This window comes from Mycobacterium liflandii (assembly GCF_022354805.1).
Taxonomy (GTDB): Bacteria; Actinomycetota; Actinomycetes; order Mycobacteriales; family Mycobacteriaceae; genus Mycobacterium; species Mycobacterium marinum.
The window spans coordinates 805517-827057 of the sequence record NZ_CP023138.1; the positions used below are offsets into that span (position 1 = coordinate 805517).

Genomic DNA, 21541 nt, shown 5'->3' on the forward strand with positions numbered 1-21541 from the left:
TGCCGCGCCGGTGCGACCGCGGGCCGCAAATCAACAGCCGTTTACCCAGATTTGCCGGAAACCGCAGGCTGGGGCCCAAGGCGGCTCAGTGGTCCGCATCCACGGTTCGGGGCTGTTGCGGGCGAGTTCGTCACGTCCACGGAATCTGCGCCGCCGGGCACGCACATCGTCAATCACCGGGTGGTGGTTGGGTACCCCAAAAATGCGATACGCGCATCGCCGCGCAAGGGTGCCGCACCGCGATTTTCGGGTGGAAAACCGGGCTTACAGAATTCGGCGGTTGGCCCTGCCGACGTGGTAACCGGTCGGGAAGGACTTTTCGATGACCTGCAGCTGATGGTCCACTCTGGACTCGAGTTCGAGGACGACGCAGCCGTCGCCAACGGCCTTCGACTCCAAAACGATGTACCTTTGACCGCCACCGTTGACATCGGTGATCGGGTCACCAGAGTGCAAATTCTCGACGGCCACCAATTCAGGGGTTCCGTGTGACTCCACGCGAAATACAGTAGGGCAATCCTGCCGACCAGGGAACACCCCGCGCGGGAACAAACTTGCCGATCAGCGAGGCGCGGCGAGTCCTGGCGACAATTGGCGACACATTCGCCGGTCGAGCCGGCGCCGGTGCGGCGGCGGTGCGCCGATAGGAGGCGCTTCGCCGGCCTCCGGCCCCAGGGGCGACGACTCGGGAATGCCTGCCACGCAAGCGATAGCGCACAAATCGAATGCTCACTATCGGCACCGTCAAAATTGCTGTCAGTGATACCCCGGAAACGGTCTTACGCTTATTACCGGAGCACCGCCAATGTTGTGTGGGAATGAATTGCCGAGTTGCCCCCAGATGGTGTCCCAGACGGTGGAGGTGGGCAGATGTCCAGGGCTCCGGCGTTGTTGATTAGCAGGCTTGTGAGCTGGGGAATTGTGGATTGAGGAGGTCTAGGCGGCGGTTGGCGGTCAAAGCGGTGATCCGGCAGGCTTCGGCGATGTTGTCGGCGCCGTTGAGGCGGTGCAGATTGATGGCGGTGTTGCGTAGCGTTGCTAGGACCTGTGCGCCGTTTCCGGTATGTGCCCTTTGATGGTCTTCGTCGAAGGTGACGTCGCGTATCCAGTGCAGGCTGTTCTCGATTCCCCAGTGTTGACGCATCCAGGTCATGATCGCGGTAGGGCGGGCGTGCTCGAACGGCAGGCTGCAGATGGCATAGACCACCTCCACGCTGCGCTGGTCGGTGGCGGTGATCAAGCGTTCACGAGTGATCCGGATGATTTGTTTTGCGTAGGGGAAGCCGATTCCTCGTGCAGCGGTGATGATTTGCAGGGTGCGGGTCTCGACACGGCCGTGGCCGCGGGAGTCGTCGGTAGCGGCTGCGGGCACCTCGGCCCAGGGCAGCGCGGTGATACGCGCAAGTATTTTGGCTTGGTTGGACTTGACGATCATCAGGTAGTGCGACTTCAAGGTGGCGCAGATCAACTTCGCGGTGACGACCTGGGTATGCATCGCATCCACGGTGACCAGCCACCGCAAGCTACCCGGCAGCAGCGTGAGCAGGGCACGTACGCAGGGAATTTCATTGCTTTTCTCGGCGACAGCGAGTTGACCGAGCACCAATCGGGCACGGTGGGCGAACACCGACACGAGATGCGTGGCTGTCGCTTTGGCGCGTAAAGGCACCACGCAGCATCTTGCCGTCCAACGCGATCGGCACCAATCCACTGGGGTCGCTGCTGGCCACGTGTGCAGTGAAGTAACTGCCCATCCTGGCGTTGAGGTCGGCGGGGTCTAGCCGAGACAAAACAGCGCGGAAGGTCTTCTCACTGGGCCGCCGGAACCGGACCCCTAATTAGGCCAACACATCATCGGGAGCGGTGGCCGCCCATGTGGCAAAACCAGCATAGCCGCGCATCCCCGCGGCAGTGGCCAGAACCGCGATCGCCAACAAAGCCATCAGCGAATACCTCCGACCGCGTGGGTCCCTCGGGTCTGGCACCGAGGCCAACACATCGAGAAACTCCGATCCGATGAGCTCGCTGCGCTCACCAGGACTCCAGCGGTCGAACACCTCTGGAACCGACGACACAGGCAATACTGAAACGGTAGGCACGGGCAACTCCAGACCAACGACGAACAGTAACCAACTCGATCGTTCTCCAGATAGCCCGTGCCTACACTCAGGCCCCAATAGCGCGGCACCAAAGATCATCAACCCAGCTCACAAGCCTGCTAATCAACAACGCCGGAGCCCTGGGCAGATGTCGTATGTATTCGCGACGCCGGAGTTGGTGGCGGCCGCGGCAACGGATCTAGCCGGGGTGCAGTCGGTACTCAGCGCCGCGAACTCGGCGGCGGCCGGCCCCACCATGGCCGTGATGGCGGCCGGCGCGGACGAGGTATCGGCGTTGATCGCGGGTCTCTTCGATGCCCACGCCCGGGCGTATCAGGCACTCAGTGCCCAAGCTCTGGTGTTCCACGATCAGTTTGTCCAGATGCTCAACGCCGGTGCCAGCTCCTACGCCGCGGCCGAGGCGGCCAACGCGTCCCCGCTTCAGGTGGTAAAGAACCTGGGGCAAAACGTGCTCGCCGCGGTAAACGCGCCGACCCAGGCCGTGTTGGGCCGTCCGCTGATCGGTGACGGCGCCAACGGATCGCCGAACACCGGCGCAGACGGCGGCGCGGGCGGTCTGCTGTACGGCAATGGCGGCAACGGGGGATCCGGTGGGCTGGCGCAGGCCGGGGGTAACGGCGGTGCGGCGGGGCTGATCGGCAACGGTGGCTCCGGCGGCGCGGGCGGTGCGGACTTCGCCGGCACATCGGGCGGGATGGGCGGTACCGGCGGTTGGCTGTGGGGCAATGGCGGGTCCGGCGGCGGCGGGGGCGTCGGCACCACCACGACCGGTGGGACAGGCGGTGCGGGCGGCAACGCGATGGGGTTGTTCGGCAACGGGGGCATCGGTGGCGCCGGCGGGGTCGGCCAGAACACCACCGGCACCGGGGGCAACGGGGGTGCCGGCGGAAACGCCGCGCTGCTGGGCTTCGCCGGGGCCGGCGGGGTTGGCGGGCTGGGCGGCGCCACCGGTGGCGACGGTGGTCAAGGCGGCAACGCGGCGCTGTTCGGTAACGGCGGCGACGGCGGAGCCGGAGGCGCGGGCGCCAACCTCGATGGTGGCAACGGCGGGCTCGGCGGCAACGCGGGACTGTTCGGCGACGGCGGACACGGCGGAGCCGGGGGCGTGAGTTTCGACCCGGCCGGTGGCGATGGCGGCAACGGCGGGCAGGGCGGCAACGCCACGCTGTTCGGCTATGGCGGACACGGCGGTGCCGGAGGGTCGAGTCTGAACCTGGCTGGTGGTGATGGCGGCGATGGCGGCCAGGGTGGGTTCTTCGGTGGCGGCGGCGCCGGTGGGGACGGCGGCGCGGGTTTCTTCGGAAATGGCGGCGCCGGTGGTAGCGGCCAGTTCGGCGTCGGAGCATCGTCGGCGGGCGGTATCGGTGGCAACGGGGGCCGGGTCATCGGTGACGGCGGCGACGGCGGCGTCGGTGGCTGGGGGTGCTCGCGGCCGCCGGGGGCAAGGGCGGTGACGCCATCGGCCTGTTCGGGCAGGGCGGTGCGGGCGGCACCGGCGGCGCGGCGGTGGGCGCCGGAAACCATGGTGGCAACGGGGGTGACGGCGGCACCGGTGCCCTCATCGGCAATGGCGGGGACGGCGGCGCAGCGGGAACCAGCATCGGCCAGTCGGCCAGCGGCGGCAACGGTGGCAATGCGCGGTTGCTCGGAAACGGCGGCGACGGCGGACCCGGCATCTTCGGCGGCACCGGGGGCACCGGCGGTCAGGGCGGCACCCTGGCCGGAGTCCCCGGCGCTGCCGGACCCAGCTGATCGCCCCGCGAGCCGGGGCCCGCAGCCGTAACAACGGCCCCGACCTGCGCGTTGGTCTACTCGGCGGCGGCGCGGGGCGACCGCATTGATACCAAGCCGGGCGGCGCACGCGACAATGGTGCGATGAGTGGCCCCAGCCCGCCGGAGTCGCCCGCCTGCTACCGGCGCCCCGGGCGGCCGACCTATGTCCGCTGCACCCGTTGCGATCGGTACATCTGTGGTGACTGCATGCGTTCGGGCGCCGTCGGCCATCAGTGCGTCGAGTGCGTGCGCGCGGACGCCCGCACGGTGCGCCAGCCCCGTACTCAATTCGGCGGCCGACAGCGTTCGGTCACCCCGGTGGTGACGTTCTCGCTGATCGCGGTGAGCGTGCTGGTTTTCGTTCTGCAGTTGGTCGTTGCCGGACTGGGGCCACATCTGGCCCTGTGGCCACCGGCGGTCGCCGACGGCCAGCTATACCGGCTGGTTACCTCGGCATTCATGCACTACGGCACGTTGCACCTGGTGTTCAACATGTGGGCGTTATATATCGTGGGCCCGCCGCTGGAGATGTGGCTGGGCAGGTTGCGGTTTGGCGGCCTCTACGCGCTGAGCGCGCTGGGGGGCTCGGTGCTGGTTTACCTGATTGCGCCGCTGAACACGGCGACCGCCGGCGCATCGGGAGCGATATTCGGCCTGTTCGGTGCCACCTTTGTCGTGGCAAAACGGCTCAATCTCGACATCCGCTGGGTGGTCGCCCTGATCGCGATCAACCTCGCGATCACGTTTGTCGCGCCCGCGGTTGGTTCCCAGCTGATCAGCTGGCAAGGGCACGTCGGCGGGCTGATTACCGGCGCCCTGGTTGCCGCGGCCTACGTCTACGCGCCTCGAGAACGCCGTAATTTCATCCAAGGTGCGGTGACCCTGACCGTTGCGGTTGCGTTCGTGGTGCTGATCTGGTGGCGCACCAGCGAGTTGCTCGCGATGTTCGGTGGGCACCTCAACTTGGGCTGACGCCCGGCGGCGGGGCCGGGTTAGGTTGGTCGCCATGACGTGGTGGATCGCCCACGCTGAGCGGGCGCTGTCACAAGATGTGCCCGCGCCACCGGAGCGGGTGCGCGACTTCTATGTGGACCTGGACAACCTCAAGCTGGTGCACCCGCTGATCGTCGCGGTGCAAGCGCTGTCCCGAACCGAAACCCGGGATGGCTACCGGCAGAGCTACCGCGTGATAGACCGCATTCCGATGGGACCGTTGAATCTCGAGGTGCGCTACCGGGCCCGGCTGCACGTCCCGGTGCACGGTGCGGTGCACACCGAGGCCGATCAGTTCCCACGCGTGCGGCTGCGCGCGACGGTGACCTTTGCGCCGGTCGCCGCTGGTACCAGGCTCACCGAGCGGATAGCGATCGCCGCGCCCCGTCCGCTGGCCTCCTACACCACCCGCGCGGCGGTGCAGGCGCACGCGGCGATGCTGGCCGGGATCCGCAGCTATTTCGAGTCGTCCTGAGCGGGGCTCCACTGCGCGGTCAGCTCGAAGTCGGAAAGGTATTTGGTGGAGCTCCACCCACCGTCGACCACAATGGTCTGCCCGTTGATGAAGGCGCCGCCCTCAGAACACAGGAATGCCACCGTGTTTGCCACGTCGTCGACGGTGCCCAGCCGCTGATGCGGTGTCATTTCAACGTTGATCCGCCGGAATCGCTCATCGGCCAGGCGATGCTGGGTCATCGCCGTCTGGATCACGCCGGGGGCCACCGCGTTGCACCGTATTCCCTTTGCCCCGTATTGGCAGGCGATGTGGGTGGTCAGCGCGGTGAGCCCGCCCTTGGCGGCCGAATATGCTCCGCCACGAAGACCTCCTACCACGGCAAACGTCGACGTGATGTTGATGATCGCCGATCCGGGCCGCAGATGTGGCAGCACCTCACGGGTCAGGCGGAACGGTGCGCGCAGCATCAAACTCAGGACGTAGTCCAAGGATTCGTCGTCGGTTTCGTGCACCGGTTTGGGGCTGCCCACCCCGGCGGCGTTGATCAGGAAGTCGATGCGTCCCCATCGGTCCAGGGCGGCGCGGGTGAGCTGGCCGGGTGCGTCATCATCGGTGAGATCGACCGGGTGGGTGGCTATCCGGTCGGGGCCGCCGGGCAGCTGGGTCAGCTCGGCAAGCCTGCGCTCGTCGCGGCCCGTGCCCAGCACCGCCATACCCATTTCGGCGAGTTTTGCTGCGCAACCGAATCCGATTCCGCCCGTTGCCCCCGTGATGATTGCTACCTGCATGTCACTGCTCTGCCTTCATGAGCGCTGCTTTGATCCGGTGTTTCACAATCTTGCCTGCGTCGTTCTTCGGCAGGTGGTCCCAGATAACCACTTGCTCGGGGATCTTGAACCGCGCAACGCCAGCGCCTTCGAGAAACGCGCGCACGCCTGGGAGGCCGGGCGGGGGGTCAGCCGCGGCAACGATGACGGCGCAGGCTCGCTCGCCGGTGCGGTCATCGGGCAGGCCGACAATCGCGACGTCGGCGATTCCGGGGTGGGTGATCAGGATGTCTTCGATCTCTTTGGGGGAGATGTTCTCGCCGTTGCGGATGATGATGTCCTTGGCTCGTCCGGTCACCACCAGATACTCGTCGTCGACCCAATGTCCGAGGTCTCCGGTGCGGAAATAGCCTTGCGCGTCGAAAGATCCGGCTTCGTCCTCGGGGTGCCGGTAGCCGACCAGCATCTGTGGCCCGCGCACCCGAATTTCACCGGCAACCAGCTTGACGTCGGCGGCACCGACCCGGCCATCGGTGGCTGCGGCGTGCGCACTGCTGTCGGGTGCGCCGATCGTCGTCACCGGAACCTAGGTGGAACCGTACACGCGGGTGACAACGGCCTTGTCGAAATAGTCTGTCGCGCAACGAATCAACGACGGCGACACCGATGCGCCGCCGCAGACGAAGAATTTCAGGTCGGGCAATCTGGTGCCCGCCCGCTGTGCGGCGGCAAGCAGCTGCTCGAGGAACGGTGTCGCTCCGGCCATGTGGGTACACCGCTTCGATGTCATGAGTTGCACCGCGCGGTCCGCGTCCCATCGGTCCAGCAGCACGGCGGTAGTACCGAGCAGAAGTGGGCATTCGAAGGCGTAGATCGAGCCGCCGATGTGCGCGATCGGCGAAGCGACCAGGAACCCGTCACCGGGCTCCACCATCCAGTGATCCCGGATCTGACAGATCAGTGCGTGGATCGAGTTGTGGGTGTGTAGGACGCCTTTCGGGCGTCCCGTCGTCCCCGAGGTGTACAAGATCATCCGTACCGCATCGGGATCCGCCGTGGGCAAGGGCGCAGCGGCCTCCCGGCCGACGAGTAGGGATTGGAAGGTCGAAACGCCATCGGGGCACTGCCCCCGCACCTCGATCACCTCCGGGCGCGACGGCAACGGTGCGGCCACCCGCCGCAGCATCGAGGTGTAGTCGTGACCGCGAAAATCTGCCGGGGCAAAGATCATCCGGCTGCCCGCATCTTCGAGAATGAACCGCAGTTCGTGCTCGCGCAGCGAGGGCAGGACGGGGTTGGCCACCATTGCGGCCAGCGTGCTGGCCAGATAGATCACCGCGGCTTCGTGCCAGTTCGGCAGCATGAAGCTGACCACGCTGCCCGCCGGCATGCGGGAGCGCAGGTGCTGCGCCAGGGCCATGGCCTGGCGGTGCAGTTCCTGGCAGTCCAGTTGCCGATCGGCATCGACCAGCGCCACCCGCTGCGGGGTGCTCTGCGCGGCCTCGCGCAGCGCATCGGCGAGCGTGCGCCGGACCCACCAGCGGTGCGCGTAGGCGCCTGCGGCGCGATCGGCATCCCAGCGAACCCAGCGCCCATCGATGAGCCTGCGTTGTGGAACTTTCGGCCCTCCCATCGGCCGGCGCTATTGGTCTGTCACACCGGAGGATCCGGTTTCACCGCGGAGTCGACGCATCGTCATCGAGTGACGGAACCGGGACGCCGGATGGGTGTTGAGCGTGACCTGTGCCACCTGCTCGTCGGATGTCACATAGGCGCGTCGGATCTGCAAGGCCGCAGATCCCGGTTCGACCTGGAGGCCGTGGGCCAGCGCCGGTGAGATTGACACGGCCGCGATTTCCTGTTGGACCTCAACGATGCCCAATCCGAATAGGTCCTCGATCAACGGAAAGATCGGCCCGTCGTGGCGGTGTAGCAACCTGCCGACCGCCGCGAATGCGCGGTTGATGTAGTACTGGGTGCGGCAAAGTGCGGGTTCGGCCGGCTCGGCGTTCTCGGCCCGCCGAAACCCGCAGACGCTCAGCCACTGCTCGCCGCTGGCCAGCCCGGTCTGTGCGCTCACCTCATCGGCGATGGTGGCCATGGCGATGGATTCGATCACGAATCTGGTGCCGGTGGCGAAGGCCAGCAGATCGTTGATCGACATCACATGCTGCACGTACGAATCCGACGACGGTCGCGGTACCACCAGCGTCCCGGTGCGCGGGCGCGAGGAAACCAGGTTGTCTTCCCGCAGCCGGCGCAGCGCCTCCCGAATGGTGTACCGGCTCACGGCAAACCGATCACACAGCTCGTGTTCGGTCGGCAACTGCGAGCCCACCGGATAGATACCGTCCACGATCTCTTTGCGTAGCGTCCGCGCCACCTGAAGATAGCGGTGATCGAGGATCTTTGGCTCGGACAACTTTGGCGGCCTTCAGGATTCCCGGCGCAATGCCAGTACGCTGCCATCCGCGTCGGCGGAGATGTAGAGGGTTGCGTCCGGCCCGGGCGTGATTGCGGCGAACGGTCCCTGCGGGCCGGAGAACGGCGGCATTCCGCGCAGCGGCTTGGGGGTGACGCCGGCGGGTGCTCCCACCGGTAGATCCCACGCGATGGTGTGGCGGGTGCGCGAGCCGAGATCGACTGCGACGAGTTGCTTTGCTCCGGAGTCGATGACGTAGACCTGCCGGTCGCAAATGGCCACGCCCTGCGGACACTGCAATCCGTCCAACAAGGTGCCGGTATCGCCGAGCGTGCGCACCCGGCCGGCGTCGGCCTCGGTCACCACGCACCTCCCGTCGGCCGTGACGGCCACGCCAACCGGATCGCTGAGGCCCGATGCCATCACCTCGACCCCGTCCGGCCGGACCGACAGCACCCGTCCGGCGCCCCGCTCGGCCACGAACAGGGCGCCCGAACCCGCCACGGCCACCCCGTAGAGCTGGTCCAAACCCGTGGCCAACACCTCGCTTTCGGACGCCCAGGGACGGTAGCGCGCAACCTCGCCGTTGGACGTGGTCACCGCGAATTCGCCGGATCCCAGCGCGGCCACTCCGCGCAGAAACCCCGGGTACCCCGCCGAGAAGAGCATTCCGCCGACACGCAGGGTGCCGTCGGCGAGCAGAACGTAAAAGTAGGTGCCGTCGGCGATGTAGAGGTCGCCATCCGCGTCGACGGCCAGCCCCAGCGGCCAGGTCAACCCGCCCGGCAGCGTGGTCCGCGTTTCTCCGGTACCGAGAATCTCGGTGATCTCGCCGGTGAAACTCGAAACGAACAGCCGCTCGCCGACGAAGGTCAGGTTGTCCAGACCCTGGTGCAGTGCCGCGAGCACGGTGCGATCTCCGGTGCGGGGATTGATCCGCAGCACCTCACCGCTGTGCACCTGGGTCGAGACGAGGTGGCCATGGGGGTCGAACTTCACCGCGTCGGGAACTCCGAGATCGCCGGCCACACACTGCGGGACACCGCCGTCAGGATCGATGCGCCAGATCTCGTTGGCGCCCATCACCGGGAAGTACAACAAGCCGTCCGGGCCGACCTCCATGGCGTTGGGCGAGGGCAGGTTGCGCGCCAGCACTCGGGGTGCCCCGCCGTTGAGGTCCAGCTCCAGCAGTCGCCCGCCGTCGCGGCATTCACCGACGAACAACCGGCCCTGGTGAAAGGTGATGCCGTTGGCTGACGGAATGTCGTCTCGAAGCACCCGGGTGTGGCCATCGGGCGCGCGCACGCTCACCCGGCCGTCCATCACCTCGGTGGCGTAGAGATTGCCGTCCTGGTCGAAGGCCAGGTCGTCGGGCGCGATGATCGCACCCCCCTTGGGGCAGACGGTGTCCAGCCGTCCGGTGCTCAGGTCCAGCGCGCTGATCTGGCTGCCGGTCACCTGCGCGATGTAGACCCTGCCATCCGGACCGGTGCGCAACCCATTGGCGCCGAACAGCCGGCTGGGCGCGGTGAGCCGGGTCAGGGTCCAGCCTTCGGCAACGTTGGGTGCCCGCGTGACCGGGTAGCGGCCCGCGTGCTGCAACCGTCGGGTTACGGGTATCACTGCTCGGACCATAGCAATCGGAATCTGGTCCAGACAATAGCCGCGGCCATGCCGAACATTGCCCTTGACGAGGCCGCCAAAACGAGAGAATCATACTCTCTAATGAGAGCACGCCATTATCTTGTCCGGACAAATAGCGGCCAGGTCAATGACTGTTGATCTGCTGAGCCTCTCCGGGCGCGTCGTCGTGGTCGCCGGTGCCGCGGCTGGCGGTATCGGCACGGCGGTGACGCGCATGGTTGCTCGGGCGGGAGCGACGGTTGTCGCGGTGAGCCGTGGCCAGGACAATCTGGACCGCCATGTCGGTCCGCTGGTGGCCGAGGGACTGGCGGTGTTGCCGGTGGCCGCGGACGTTTGCACCGATGAGGGAATCGAGGCCACGCTCGAGGCCGTGCGCCGTGCGCCGTGCGCCGTGCCGACGGCGACTTGCACGGTCTGGTCAACGTCGCCGGCGGCGCCGACCCGTCGACCTGGATGCCGAGCACCCGGGTCCGGCGCAGCGCCTGGCATGAGCTGTTCGCCAGGAATCTGGAGGCGATGTTCTTCATGAGCCAGGCGATCGCCGCGGAACTGAAGAGTCGCCAGCGGCCGGGTTCCATTGTTTCGCTGTCCTCCATCAGCGGGATGAACGCCGCTCCCTTTCACATCGGTTATGGCACAGCCAAAGCCGCGATCGTGGCGGCGACCCGCACCATGGCCCTCGAACTCGCCTGCGACGAGACCGCGGCGGGATCCCCGATCCGGGTCAACGCGGTGGCACCCGGGGTGACTGAGACGCCGGCGTCGCACACCTATACCGACGTCGACCCCGAACGTGATCGCCGCGCTATTGCGATGGGGCGGCGGGGACGTCCGGACAAGGTGGCCGGGGTGATCCTGTTCCTGCTCTCCGACCTGTCCAGCTACATCACCGGCCAGACGCTGCTGGTCGACGGCGGCCTGAACCTCAAATGGGGACATCTGGGTGCCGACAACACCTCGTTGTTCCTCAAGGACGAGTCGTTTCGGGCCGCGATCAAACGCTGGGACGAGGCCTGAGGTGACCGATCACAATCGACGGGAGGGCAGAACCGATGGACGCGGCCCGCCACGACGATGTCGAGGCGACGTTGACCGGTGCGGTCACCTTCGGGGTCGACGCGTACACCTGCGCGGACTACGCCCGAGCCGAGCGTGACAAGCTGTGGCGCAAGGTATGGCAGCAAGTCGGCAGAGTGGAAGATCTTCCCAAGGTTGGCAGCTACCTCACCTACGACATTCTCGACGACTCGATCGTGGTGGTACGCAGCGCAGCCGACACCTTCAAGGCCCATCACAACGTCTGCATGCACCGAGGCCGTCGGCTCGTCGACATCCCCCCGGGAGCCAAAAACGTTTGCGGCCACAAAAAGTCGTTCGTCTGCGGGTTCCACGGCTGGACCTACGACCAGGACGGCAACTGCATCCACATCCCCGAGAAGCCGGACTGGCAAGGCGCGCTGACCCCGGAGAACACCCACCTGGCCGCGGTCAACGTCGACACCTGGGGCGGCTGGATCTGGATCAATATGGATCCGGCCGCGCAGCCATTGCGCCAGTACCTGGAGCCCGCGGCCACCATGCTCGACCCGTTCCGGTTGCTGGACATGCGCTGCAAGTGGCGAAAGTGGCTGACCTTCCAATGCAACTGGAAGGTGGCGATGGAGGCGTTCAACGAGACCTACCACGTCGCAACCACCCATCCGCAGTTCAACAAGTTCGGCAACTTCCGCGGCTGGGCGGCCGCCCACGGCCGCCACAGCAACATCGGCTACGACGCGCCGAAGGACCTGGCGCAGACCAAGTCCAAGATCCGGCTCGGAACCGGAGCCGATCCGCGGGTATCCACCGCCGAAATGCAGCGCTACACGCTCGAGGAGACCAACGCGTCCACCACCAGAACGTTGGTGGACGCCGCGCTGCGTCTGGTCGAGGAGTTGCCCGAAGACGCACCCGCGGGTCAGGTACTCGATCACTGGCTGACGTCGGCACGGCGTGACGACGCCGCCCGCGGCGTGCTCTGGCCGACCATCGATCCCGAACACCTGGCCCAAAGCGGCACCGCCTGGCAGATCTTTCCCAACTTCCAGATCGGTCAAGGCCTCACCACCGCCCTGTGCTACAGCGCCCGGCCACACGGATACGACCCCGACCAATGTGTCTTCGAAGCGTCCTGCTACGAGCTGTATCCCAAAGGTGAAGAGCCGCAAACGGAGTGGGTCTACGCGCCGCCGGATGACCCGGGTTGGCGCAGCGTGCTGCCACAGGATTTCTCCAACACGGCCGCGGTCCAGCAGGGCATGAAGTCGGGGGGCTTCGGCGGCCCCAAGCCAAACCCGTACATGGAGCGCAGCACCGCCAACTTGCATCGCAACCTTGCCGAATACATGGGCACCGGCGCACCACGAGAACTCTGAAGGGGATCGGATCAATGAAGGTCAACATCGGACTTGGCGCCCACAATTCACTGGACTGGGAGCGGGTGCTCGCCGAGGACTACGATCGCCCGCCCAGCACTGCGGACTGGGAATGCGTCCAGGCCACGCTCGCGCTCGGAGACCTGGCCGAACCACTGGGCTTCGACGGCATCTGGTTGCCCGAGCACTGCGGCACACCGTATGGCATGACGCCCAACCCGATTCAGGCACTGAGCTACTTCGCCGGAAGAACCGAGCGGGTCAATCTTGGCACGCTCGTGGCCGTGGCGCCCTGGTGGCATCCCATCCGGCTGGCTCACCAGATGGCCTACCTGGACATCATCTCCAACGGGAGATACACGACGCTTGGCATCGGGCGCGGGGTGTCCAAGGGGGAGTTCGCCGCGGTCGGCGTACCGCGTGAAGAAAGCCGGCAGCGGTTCAACGAAACCCTGGACATCCTCGCCCTGGCCTTCAGTGGAAAGCGGTTCGCCTATGAGGGCGAAATCTTCACCGTTCCAGAAATGTCCCTTCGCCCCGAACCCTTCAGCTCCGACCTCTTCGCACGGATCTACAGCTCATCGTCGACCGCGGAATCCCTGGAGATCCTCGCCCGCCGCGGCATGGTCCCGCTGTTCGTGGGCAACAAGCCGATCGAGGATGCCGGGCGAGAGGTGCAGCAAGTGAACACCTTCCGCCAGGAGGAAGGCCTGCCGCCGTGCCAGCCGAAGAATGTCATGTTCATGTACTGCACGGCCAGCGCCGAGCAGGCCGCCGAATCCGAGGAGTGGATCTGGACGGCCAATCGCGATGTCACCGTGCACTATGGATTCGCCGACGCCTCGAACTTCAAGGGGGTCAAGGGCTATGAGGCCTATGCCGCACGTGAGGCCAGTGCGACTGCGGTGCTGGCCTCGTCGGTGACCGGCGACGCCAAGGGCGGTCCCCCTAAAACCCCCGGTTATCACGCATCGAACCTGCTCATCGGGACGCCGGAGGAGATCTACCACCGAATCACCGCTGCCCAGGCGGCGTGCTCGTTCTGCGAGCTGACCATCGTTGTGCAATTCGGCACCATGCCCTACGAGCAGGCGATGGCCAGCACTCGCCTGTTCGCCCAAGAGGTGCTACCCGCGGTGCACCGGATGGACGCACCGCTACACCCCGCGGCGCTGCCGGCCAACGCCCTGGCGTGACTGAGATGACCGCCCCTGACTGCCCGCCCAGCCAGACACCCGGCGACATCGACCTTCCCGCGCTGCGCGAGAAATACCGTCAAGAGCGCGAGAAGCGGCTGCGCCCGGAAGGTTCCAGGCAGTACATCGAGCTGGTTGACGATTTTGCCGGATACTACGAATCCGATCCTTATTCGCCACCGTTACAGCGTGATCCGATATCGGCCGACATCGACGTGCTGGTACTCGGCGGTGGTTTCGGCGGTCTGCTCTGCGGTGCCCACCTGAAGAAGGCCGGCGTCGCTGACGTCAGGATCATCGAACTGGGCGGCGACTTCGGAGGCGTCTGGTATTGGAATCGCTATCCGGGCCTGCAGTGTGACAACGAGTCATACTGCTACATACCGCTGCTCGAAGAGCTGAACTACATGCCGAGCAAGAAGTTCGCCGACGGTAGCGAGATCTATGAGCATTGCCGGCGCATCGGCAAGCACTACGGCCTCTATGACTCCGCGATCTTCGGCGCGCAGGTACGGGAGCTGCACTGGGATGAGGCGATCAGGCGCTGGCGCGTCGGCACCAACCGCGGCGATGACATCCGGGCCCGCTTTGTGGTCATGGCCTCGGGCCCGTTTCACCGGCCGAAGTTGCCGGGCATCCCGGGCATCAAAGATTTCCGTGGTCACAGCTTTCACTCGGCACGCTGGGACTATGAGTACACCGGCGGGGACAGCACCGGGGGGTTGAGCGGGCTGGCCGACAAGCGCGTCGCGGTCGTGGGAACGGGGGCGACGGCTGTGCAGATCGTGCCGTTCCTGGGCCGGTATGCCAAGCACCTGTACGTCTTTCAGCGCACGCCTTCGTCAGTGGGGGAGCGCAACAACACACCCACCGACCCGGAATGGGCGAAGTCACTGCAGCCGGGCTGGCAGAAACAGCGGCAGCGCAATTTCCATTCCTGGACCTTCGAGGGGATGGCGCTGGGCCAACCCGACTACGTGTGCGATTTCTGGACCGAGCTGGGTCGCAATACCGCCGCGCGGGTGCTGGCGCTCGAGGATCCGGCCGCACTCAGCCCCGAGCAGTTCATGGCGATCCGTGAGGAAGAGGACTACAAAGTCTTGGAGCGGCTGAGGCGCCGAATCCAGAGCATCGTCGATGACACGTCGACCGCCGAGGCGCTCAAGCCCTACTACCGATTCCTGTGTAAGCGGCCGTGCACCAACGACGACTATCTGCAGACGTTCAACCGGCCCAATGTGACCCTGGTCGACGTCTCGCAGACCAGGGGCGTCCAGCGGGCCACCGAAACGGGGCTGGTGGCCAATGACACCGAGTACGAGCTCGATTGCATCATCTACGCCAGCGGCTTTGAGATCACCACACAGATCAGCCGCCGCTACTCCATCGACGAGATCAGGGGCCGCGACAACGTGTCGCTGTTCGACTATTGGCGCAATGGGTACCAAACGCTGCACGGCATGACCAGCCGCGGATTTCCCAATCAGTTTTTCACCGGATTCACCCAGGTCGGCATCTCGGCCAACATCGCCGCCAACTACGAATTGCAGGGCGAGCACATCGCCTACATCATCGCCGAAGCGCTGGCCCGGGGTGCGACCGTCGTCGAACCCAGCCAGCAGGCACAAGACCAGTGGTGCAGGACCATTCGGGAAACCGCGATCGACAACACCCAGTTCGATCTCGAGTGCACGCCCGGCTACTACAACAACGAAGGCGGCGGCCCCGGTGCGGCCGAAGGCGAGGGAATCCGTTCCCACATCGGCGAACCCTACGGCCCGGGTTTTTACGCATTCGGTGATCTGCTTGCCCAATGGCGAAGCAAAGGCGATCTGAATGGCCTCATTCTGGAATCGTGATGACTGAACTCAGGTTCGACGATCGGGTCGCCGTGGTGACCGGCGCCGGCCGGGGCCTGGGCCGGGCGTACGCGCTGCTGCTGGCGGCCAGAGGGGCCAAAGTCGTGGTCAACGACACCGGTGGTTCGCTGGCCGGTGCCGGTGGCGACCCCGCACCCGCGCACCAGGTGGTGGCCGAGATCACCGCGCTCGGCGGGCAGGCGGCCGCGTCGCTGGACTCGGTGACGACACCCGCCGGTGGTCAGGCGATCATCGAAACCGCGCTCGAGCGCTACGGCCGGATCGACATCCTGATCCACAATGCCGGCAACGTGCGCAGCGCGCCGCTCAAGGAGATGAGCTACGAAGACTTCGATGCCGTCATCGACGTGCATCTTCGGGGCGCCTTCCACGTCGTGCGGCCGGCCTTCGGGTTGATGTGTGACCAACTTTACGGCCGCATCGTGTTGGCTTCCTCGATCGGCGGCCTGTACGGCAACCAGGGGGTCGCCAATTACGCCGCGGCAAAAGCCGGCTTGATCGGCTTGTCCAATGTCGCCGCCGTCGAGGGCGCGGCCAGTGGTGTTTTGTGCAACGTCATCGTTCCCTCCGCGGTGACCAGAATGGCTGACGGCCTGGATATTTCGTCGTACCCGCCGATGGGCACCGAGCTGGTGGCCCCGGTGGTCGGTTTGCTGGCGCACGAGTCCTGTCCGGTCAACGGTGAGATGTTGATCGCCATCGCGGGCCGGGTGGCGCGGGCGGTGGTCGCCGAAAGTCCCGGCGTGCAGCGCCTGTCCTGGTCGATGGAAGATGTTGCCGAAGGGCTCTACGCCATCCGAGATCTGGCCGCACCACTGGTCTTTCCCGTGGTCCCCAGCGGACATTCAGACCACATCCGCTACAGTTTCGAGTCGGCCGCGTGGGCGAATCGAGGAAGCGTGCACCATGTCTAATTGCGGGTCCGATTGCGACTCTAGTTTGGGGGCCGGTGCCGGGAAGCGCACCGGCCCGCTGTCCGGCGTGCGCGTCGTCGATCTCACCGCGATGGTGATGGGGCCCTACTGTACCCAGATCATGGCCGACATGGGGGCCGATGTCATCAAGATCGAGCCCCCGCAAGGCGACGACACCCGGTACGTCTCGGTTGGTCCGGCCGCCGGCATGAGCGGCGTGTTCGTCAACGTCAACCGGGGCAAGCGCAGCGCCGTCATCGACCTGAAGTCCGATTCCGGCCAGGCTGCCGTGCGGGCCCTGATCGAAGGGGCCGATGTCTTCATCCATTCCATGCGCGCCAAGGCGATCGCCCGGCTTGGGCTGAGCTACCCCGAGGTCGCCGCCATCAACCCGGCCATCGTCTACACCAACTGCTACGGATACGGCCGGCGCGGCCCCAACCGGGATCTGCCGGCCTATGACGACACCATTCAGGCGGCGTGCGGACTGCCGTCCGTGCAAGAGCAGCTCACGGGTGAGCCCAGCTACGTGGGAACGATAATGGCGGACAAGGTCGCCGGACTCACCGCGCTCTACGCGACCATGATGGCCCTGTTCCACCGGGAACGTACCGGGCAGGGCCAAGAGGTCGAGATCGGGATGTTCGAGGCCGTGGCGTCGTTCATGCTGGTCGAACACGCCAACGGCGCGATGTTCGATCCGCCGCTGGGCCCGGCGGTCTATCCCCGCACCGTGGCGCCCAATCGGCGGCCGTATCGCACCAGCGACGGCTACCTTGCCGCGCTGATCTACAACGACAAACACTGGGCCGCTTTCGTCGATGCGGTACGGCCCCCATGGGCCAGCGAGCAGTACGTCACCCTCGAGGGCCGGGCCCGCCAGATCGACACCGTGTACGCGCTGCTGGCCGAGACCTTTGCGGCGCGGACCACCCAGGAATGGCTGGATCTGCTCGAGGAGCTCGAGATACCCGCGTCAGCGCTGTCGAGTCCGGCGGAATTGTTCGACAACCAGCATCTGAATGCCGTCGGATTCTTCGAAACCATCGACACTGCCCACGGACCGGTTCGCTTCCCGGGAGTGCCGACCTGGTTCTCCCGGACCCCGGGCCGGGTATCGGGTCCGGCCCCGCAGTTGGGCGCCGATACCAGCGCGGTGTTGGAGGAACTGGGCATCAACGCTGCCGATGCGCAACCGGCCGGCCCGGCCTAGCCCGAAATAGCGGCCAAGTCGTCGAAAAACCTTGCTACACCTAGGCGTGTCTGCAAAAGGATCCACCGCTGCCGCATCTAAGCTTGCTGGGATCACGAGGAGGGGCAGCGACGTATCGGCAGCAACTTTGGCGCGGGGCGACAGGGTGCTCCGGGCACGCTAACAGCAAGCACTGAGCCGGGCGGGTATGACCCCGCGCCGGATTCTTCTGCTACCCGCAAACGTTGGATTGCTCCGGTGCGACGTGCGGGCCGCACCGCAATCTGGGACCGCGCGGGGCGACAGCGCGGAATTCCTGCGCTGGACGGCCTGCGCGCGGTGGCCGTCGCGCTGGTGCTCGTCGGGCACGGCGGCGTTCCCGGAGTGGGCGGCGGCTTCATCGGCGTGGACGTCTTCTTCGTCCTGAGCGGCTTCCTGATCACCTCGCTGCTCTTGGACGAATTGGGTCGCTCCGGTCGGATCGATCTGACCGGATTCTGGATTCGCCGCGCGCGCCGGCTGCTGCCGGCGCTGGTGCTGATGGTGCTCACCGTCGCCGCGGCCCGCGAGCTGTTGCCCTACCAGGCGCTCACCGGACTGCGTAACGACGCGCTGGCGGCCTTCCTGTGGATGGCCAACTGGCGGTTCGTCGCACAGAAGACCGACTACTTCACCCAGGGCGCGCTCCCCTCGCCGCTGCAACACACCTGGTCGTTGGGGGTGGAGGAGCAGTACTACATCGTATGGCCGCTGTTGTTGATCGCGGTGACACTGCTCTTGGCGGCCCGGGCCAGGCGCTATTTCCAGCGGGCCACCCTCGGCGGCGTCCGGTTCACCATATTCGTGATCGGCACCCTGGGGGCCCTGGCCTCTGGCGCGGCGGCCATTGTCTTTGCGTCCGAGTCAACGCGTGACCGGATCTATTTTGGCACCGATACTCGGGCCCAGGCCTTGTTGGTCGGCGCCGCGGCGGCGGCGTTGTTGGTGCGCGATTGGACGGCGCTCAACCACGGCTGGTGCCTGGTCTGGACCCGGTGGGGGCGGCGCGTCGCCCGCTTTCTGCCGGTCATCGGGGTGGCGGGCTTGGCGGCGCTCACCCACTTTGCCACCGGAAACGTCAACGAGTTCCGCCACGGTCTGCTGATCCTGGTCGCCCTGGCCGCGGTCTTCGTGGTGGCGCCGGTTGCGCTGGAACAACGCGGAGCGGTCGCGCGTTTGCTGACGTGGCGCCCGCTGGTCTGGCTGGGCACCATCTCCTACGGCATCTACCTGTGGCACTGGCCGATCTTTTTGGCCCTCAACGGCGAGCGCACCGGGTGGACCGGAATGCGGCTGTTCGCCGCGCGGTGTGCCCTCACCGTGGCTATCGCCGCGTTGTCGTGGTGGCTGTTCGAGCAACCGATCCGGCGCTGGCGCCCGGCGCGAGTACCGCTGCTACCCCTGGCGGCGGCCACCGTCGCCAGCGCGGCCGCCGCCACCATGCTGGTTATCCCGGTCGGCACAGGCCCGGGCCTGCGTGAGGTAGGCCTGCCACCCGGCGTTTCGGCGGTCGCCGCGGTCTCACCGTCACCGCCGGAGCCGGCCGCGCCGGGGCCAGCCGCCGCGCCACGAGATCCGAACCGGCCATTCACCGTTTCGGTGTTCGGTGACTCGATCGGCTGGACCATGATGCATTACCTGCCCGCCACACCCGGATTCCGATTTATCGACCACACCGTCATCGGTTGCAGCCTGGTGCGGGGCACGCCGTATCGCTACATCGGTCAGACATTGGAGCAACGGCCGGAGTGCGATACCTGGCCCAGCAGATGGTCCGCCCAGGTCAGTCAAGACCGGCCCGATGTCGCGCTGCTGATCATCGGTCGCTGGGAGACCGTGGACCGGGTGAACGAAGGAAAGTGGACTCACATCGGAGACCCGACCTTCGATGGGTATCTCAACTTCGAATTGCAGCGGGCGCTCAAGATCGTCGGATCCAGTGGTGTCCGGGTGATGGTGGCCACGGTGCCCTACAGCCGGGGCGGCGAGAAGCCGGATGGCCGCTTGTACCCGGAGGACCAGCCGGACCGGGTCAGGCAATGGAACGACATGTTGCGCAAGACAGTTAGCCAACACCGAAACGTCGGGATCATCGACCTCAACAAGAAGCTGTCCCCAGATGGGGTTTATACGGCCAAGGTTGACGGGATTCAGGTGCGCAGTGACGGCGTTCACCTCACCCCAGAGGGTGTGAAGTGGCTGATACCGTGGCTCGAGGAGTCGTTGCGCTAGTCGTTAATCGGCCGTGCGACAGCTGATTTCCATGCTGTCGCGGCTTCTGGCGGGAAAGTTGAAGCTCACGTAGCCGTTGGCGGGGTCCCGGATGTAGTCCAGGTACGGCCGGGAACCGGCGGACTCGGTGTTGTCGGCAAGGATCAATGCACCCGCCGGCAGCACCGGCTCCAGCAGCCTGACGACGGGTAGGTACAGGTCTTTCCAGCCGTCGAGCAGCACGAATTGGACCAGTCCGGGCACGGTTGTCAGCGTCGCGAGCGCATCCCCTTCGGCGACGGTGATCACGTCGGCCAGCTCGGTGTCGGCGAAGGTCTGCTTGGCGGCGGCGATCTTGCTGGCGTTGAGTTCGGTGGTCACCACCCGGCCGCTGCCGTTGTCGCGAACCGCGGCCGCGAGATGGATGGTGGATATGCCGAACGACATTCCGAACTCGACGACGGTCGTGGGTCGGATCGCACGGATCAGCGCATACATGAGTCGGCCGGCCTCCGGTGTCACCGGGATGTAGAACTCGCTCATCGCGTCGGCCCGTTGCTGCGCATCCCCAGACCACAGCCGTTCGATTTCAGCGCGTCGCTCGCGCAGCGCCGTCATTTCGTTTGCGGCTGCGGCGTACATCCGGTCCAGCGCCGCGGCGACTTTGGCGTCCTGCAAAGTGGTGCCCATGCCGGCGAGGGTAGGCCGCCACCATCGCCAGTGCCATCGTTGGTGGTGGCCGTTACCAAATAGCCGTTTGACGAGCAGCGGGTTTCGGTGCGAGCATGGTTCCCGCAAGCACCTCGGTAGGCGAGGCGTCTGCATGGATACAGGCCACTGACCCCGAACGTCGAGAGATGCCCCGGGTCAGGACAGCTCTTCCCGGCCTAAGGGTTGAGCCCAAGTGGCTTCCGGATAGTCCGGATACGCCGTGCAGTGCCGAAGCTCCCACGAGAGGAGTGCGTTCGACGATGCGTCGCCGTACGGTCATCCCTCTTGCATAGGTGATGTGACGACACCCCCGTGTGTCATGGCCGTGAGGAGGTGAGGGCGAGACATGAGTGACATCAGTCCGGGCGATAGTCCCTATCCGAAATCCGTCTTCCCCCGATCCGGTTCCGGCATTTCTTCTACCGCCTAAGCCTTGTCGGGCCTTCACCAGGATCTGTGCCCAATCCGTGGGGCACCAGCGCCATGAAGGCCCGGGACACCTTGACGCGTTGAATGACGTAAGCCGATCGGTTTTCCCACCAGGAGTAAGATCATGGCTTTGGTTGCTACACAACGTATTCCCTACATGACCGGTTTTCCGGGACGTTCGCTGCTCAGTGCGGGCCGGCGGCTGACCAACAAGTGGTCCGCCCACTTCGTCCTGACACCGCAGGAGCGCGCCAACTGCTACGTGTCCAGGATGCCGATCGCGGTGGTTACCGCGTCGCTGGGTGGACATCCAGATCTGGGCACCAACAACTACCGCTAATTCCCTGAGCCGCAACGAACTCGGCGGCGGACGCTGACC

General features: G+C 65.9%; 15 protein-coding genes, 3 pseudogenes and 1 riboswitch. Of the genes and pseudogenes, 11 read left to right on the top strand and 7 right to left on the bottom strand.

Annotated elements, in window-relative coordinates:
• Positions 1–264: 264 nt before the first annotated feature.
• Positions 265–498: a hypothetical protein gene (locus tag CKW46_RS03780; protein WP_252872514.1), complete on the bottom strand. Its 234-nt coding sequence runs from the start codon at positions 496–498 to the stop codon at positions 265–267.
• A gap of 397 nt (positions 499–895) precedes the next feature.
• Positions 896–2099 (bottom strand): annotated as a pseudogene (locus CKW46_RS03785) (ISAs1-like element IS2404/ISMul1 family transposase).
• Between the two features lie 148 nt (positions 2100–2247).
• Between CKW46_RS03785 and CKW46_RS03790 the strand changes: the two are divergent.
• The 3 genes from CKW46_RS03790 (at position 2248) to CKW46_RS03800 (ending at position 5361) form a co-directional block, all read left to right on the top strand.
• Positions 2248–3903, top strand: a complete 1656-nt coding sequence (locus CKW46_RS03790) for a PE family protein (RefSeq protein ID WP_482052840.1) — start codon at positions 2248–2250, stop codon at positions 3901–3903.
• Positions 3904–3995: 92 nt separating this feature from the next.
• Positions 3996–4865, top strand: coding sequence for a rhomboid family intramembrane serine protease (locus tag CKW46_RS03795; protein WP_041299882.1), 870 nt, complete (start codon positions 3996–3998; stop codon positions 4863–4865).
• 34 nt (positions 4866–4899) lie between these two features.
• Complete coding sequence (locus CKW46_RS03800; RefSeq protein ID WP_012392288.1) at positions 4900–5361, top strand: SRPBCC family protein; 462 nt, start codon at positions 4900–4902, stop codon at positions 5359–5361.
• On the opposite strand, the gene CKW46_RS03805 is transcribed toward CKW46_RS03800, so the two are convergent.
• The 4 genes and pseudogenes from CKW46_RS03805 to CKW46_RS03820 form a co-directional block, all read right to left on the bottom strand.
• Positions 5343–6131, bottom strand: coding sequence for an SDR family NAD(P)-dependent oxidoreductase (locus CKW46_RS03805; protein WP_482052841.1), 789 nt, complete (start codon positions 6129–6131; stop codon positions 5343–5345). The two genes, CKW46_RS03800 and CKW46_RS03805, sit on opposite strands and share 19 nt — an antisense overlap.
• Before the next feature lies 1 nt (position 6132).
• Positions 6133–7743, bottom strand: a pseudogene (locus CKW46_RS03810) (AMP-binding protein).
• Positions 7744–7752: 9 nt separating this feature from the next.
• Positions 7753–8532, bottom strand: coding sequence for a GntR family transcriptional regulator (locus CKW46_RS03815; protein ID WP_015354101.1), 780 nt, complete (start codon positions 8530–8532; stop codon positions 7753–7755).
• Positions 8533–8544: 12 nt separating this feature from the next.
• On the bottom strand, positions 8545–10167 hold the full coding sequence (locus tag CKW46_RS03820; RefSeq protein WP_482052842.1) for an SMP-30/gluconolactonase/LRE family protein: 1623 nt from the start codon (positions 10165–10167) through the stop codon (positions 8545–8547).
• Positions 10168–10303: 136 nt separating this feature from the next.
• Between CKW46_RS03820 and CKW46_RS03825 the strand changes: the two are divergent.
• From CKW46_RS03825 to CKW46_RS03855, 7 genes and pseudogenes are all read left to right on the top strand, one after another.
• A pseudogene (locus CKW46_RS03825) lies at positions 10304–11193 on the top strand (SDR family NAD(P)-dependent oxidoreductase).
• 35 nt (positions 11194–11228) lie between these two features.
• Positions 11229–12590 (top strand): aromatic ring-hydroxylating oxygenase subunit alpha, encoded by a 1362-nt coding sequence (locus CKW46_RS03830; RefSeq protein WP_482052843.1) that lies wholly within the window; start codon positions 11229–11231, stop codon positions 12588–12590.
• A gap of 14 nt (positions 12591–12604) precedes the next feature.
• The gene (locus CKW46_RS03835; protein ID WP_117437560.1) at positions 12605–13786 is read left to right on the top strand and encodes an LLM class flavin-dependent oxidoreductase; all 1182 of its coding nucleotides are present in this window, start codon (positions 12605–12607) and stop codon (positions 13784–13786) included.
• Positions 13787–13791: 5 nt separating this feature from the next.
• Positions 13792–15645, top strand: a complete 1854-nt coding sequence (locus CKW46_RS03840) for a flavin-containing monooxygenase (RefSeq protein ID WP_015354105.1) — start codon at positions 13792–13794, stop codon at positions 15643–15645.
• The gene (locus CKW46_RS03845) at positions 15645–16580 is read left to right on the top strand and encodes an SDR family NAD(P)-dependent oxidoreductase (RefSeq protein ID WP_015354106.1); all 936 of its coding nucleotides are present in this window, start codon (positions 15645–15647) and stop codon (positions 16578–16580) included. The genes CKW46_RS03840 and CKW46_RS03845 overlap by 1 nt, the downstream gene beginning before the upstream one ends.
• The gene (locus CKW46_RS03850) at positions 16573–17793 is read left to right on the top strand and encodes a CaiB/BaiF CoA transferase family protein (RefSeq protein ID WP_117437562.1); all 1221 of its coding nucleotides are present in this window, start codon (positions 16573–16575) and stop codon (positions 17791–17793) included. Before CKW46_RS03845 ends, CKW46_RS03850 begins: the two co-directional genes overlap by 8 nt.
• Positions 17794–18030: 237 nt before the next feature.
• Positions 18031–20043, top strand: coding sequence for an SGNH/GDSL hydrolase family protein (locus tag CKW46_RS03855; protein ID WP_015354108.1), 2013 nt, complete (start codon positions 18031–18033; stop codon positions 20041–20043).
• A 3-nt stretch (positions 20044–20046) separates the two neighbouring features.
• Here CKW46_RS03855 and CKW46_RS03860 read toward each other — a convergent pair whose 3' ends face one another.
• Positions 20047–20712 (bottom strand): O-methyltransferase, encoded by a 666-nt coding sequence (locus tag CKW46_RS03860; protein WP_482052844.1) that lies wholly within the window; start codon positions 20710–20712, stop codon positions 20047–20049.
• Between the two features lie 105 nt (positions 20713–20817).
• A riboswitch (M-box (ykoK) riboswitch) is annotated at positions 20818–20988 on the top strand.
• A 298-nt stretch (positions 20989–21286) separates the two neighbouring features.
• On the opposite strand from CKW46_RS03860, the gene CKW46_RS03865 reads away from it, so the two are divergent.
• The gene (locus tag CKW46_RS03865; RefSeq protein WP_117437565.1) at positions 21287–21502 is read left to right on the top strand and encodes a hypothetical protein; all 216 of its coding nucleotides are present in this window, start codon (positions 21287–21289) and stop codon (positions 21500–21502) included.
• Positions 21503–21541 lie beyond the last annotated feature (39 nt).

What these genes read in the sequence shown, in the direction of transcription:
- CKW46_RS03860 (WP_482052844.1), bottom strand. Translation starts at nt 20,712, where the DNA reads ATGGGCACCACTTTGCAGGACGCCAAAGTCGCCGCGGCGCTGGACCGG.
- CKW46_RS03830 (WP_482052843.1), top strand. Translation starts at nt 11,229, where the DNA reads ATGGACGCGGCCCGCCACGACGATGTCGAGGCGACGTTGACCGGTGCG.
- CKW46_RS03820 (WP_482052842.1), bottom strand. Translation starts at nt 10,167, where the DNA reads ATGGTCCGAGCAGTGATACCCGTAACCCGACGGTTGCAGCACGCGGGC.
- CKW46_RS03850 (WP_117437562.1), top strand. Translation starts at nt 16,573, where the DNA reads ATGTCTAATTGCGGGTCCGATTGCGACTCTAGTTTGGGGGCCGGTGCC.
- CKW46_RS03795 (WP_041299882.1), top strand. Translation starts at nt 3,996, where the DNA reads ATGAGTGGCCCCAGCCCGCCGGAGTCGCCCGCCTGCTACCGGCGCCCC.
- CKW46_RS03805 (WP_482052841.1), bottom strand. Translation starts at nt 6,131, where the DNA reads ATGCAGGTAGCAATCATCACGGGGGCAACGGGCGGAATCGGATTCGGT.
- CKW46_RS03865 (WP_117437565.1), top strand. Translation starts at nt 21,287, where the DNA reads ATGGCTTTGGTTGCTACACAACGTATTCCCTACATGACCGGTTTTCCG.
- CKW46_RS03840 (WP_015354105.1), top strand. Translation starts at nt 13,792, where the DNA reads ATGACCGCCCCTGACTGCCCGCCCAGCCAGACACCCGGCGACATCGAC.
- CKW46_RS03845 (WP_015354106.1), top strand. Translation starts at nt 15,645, where the DNA reads ATGACTGAACTCAGGTTCGACGATCGGGTCGCCGTGGTGACCGGCGCC.
- CKW46_RS03790 (WP_482052840.1), top strand. Translation starts at nt 2,248, where the DNA reads ATGTCGTATGTATTCGCGACGCCGGAGTTGGTGGCGGCCGCGGCAACG.
- CKW46_RS03835 (WP_117437560.1), top strand. Translation starts at nt 12,605, where the DNA reads ATGAAGGTCAACATCGGACTTGGCGCCCACAATTCACTGGACTGGGAG.
- CKW46_RS03800 (WP_012392288.1), top strand. Translation starts at nt 4,900, where the DNA reads ATGACGTGGTGGATCGCCCACGCTGAGCGGGCGCTGTCACAAGATGTG.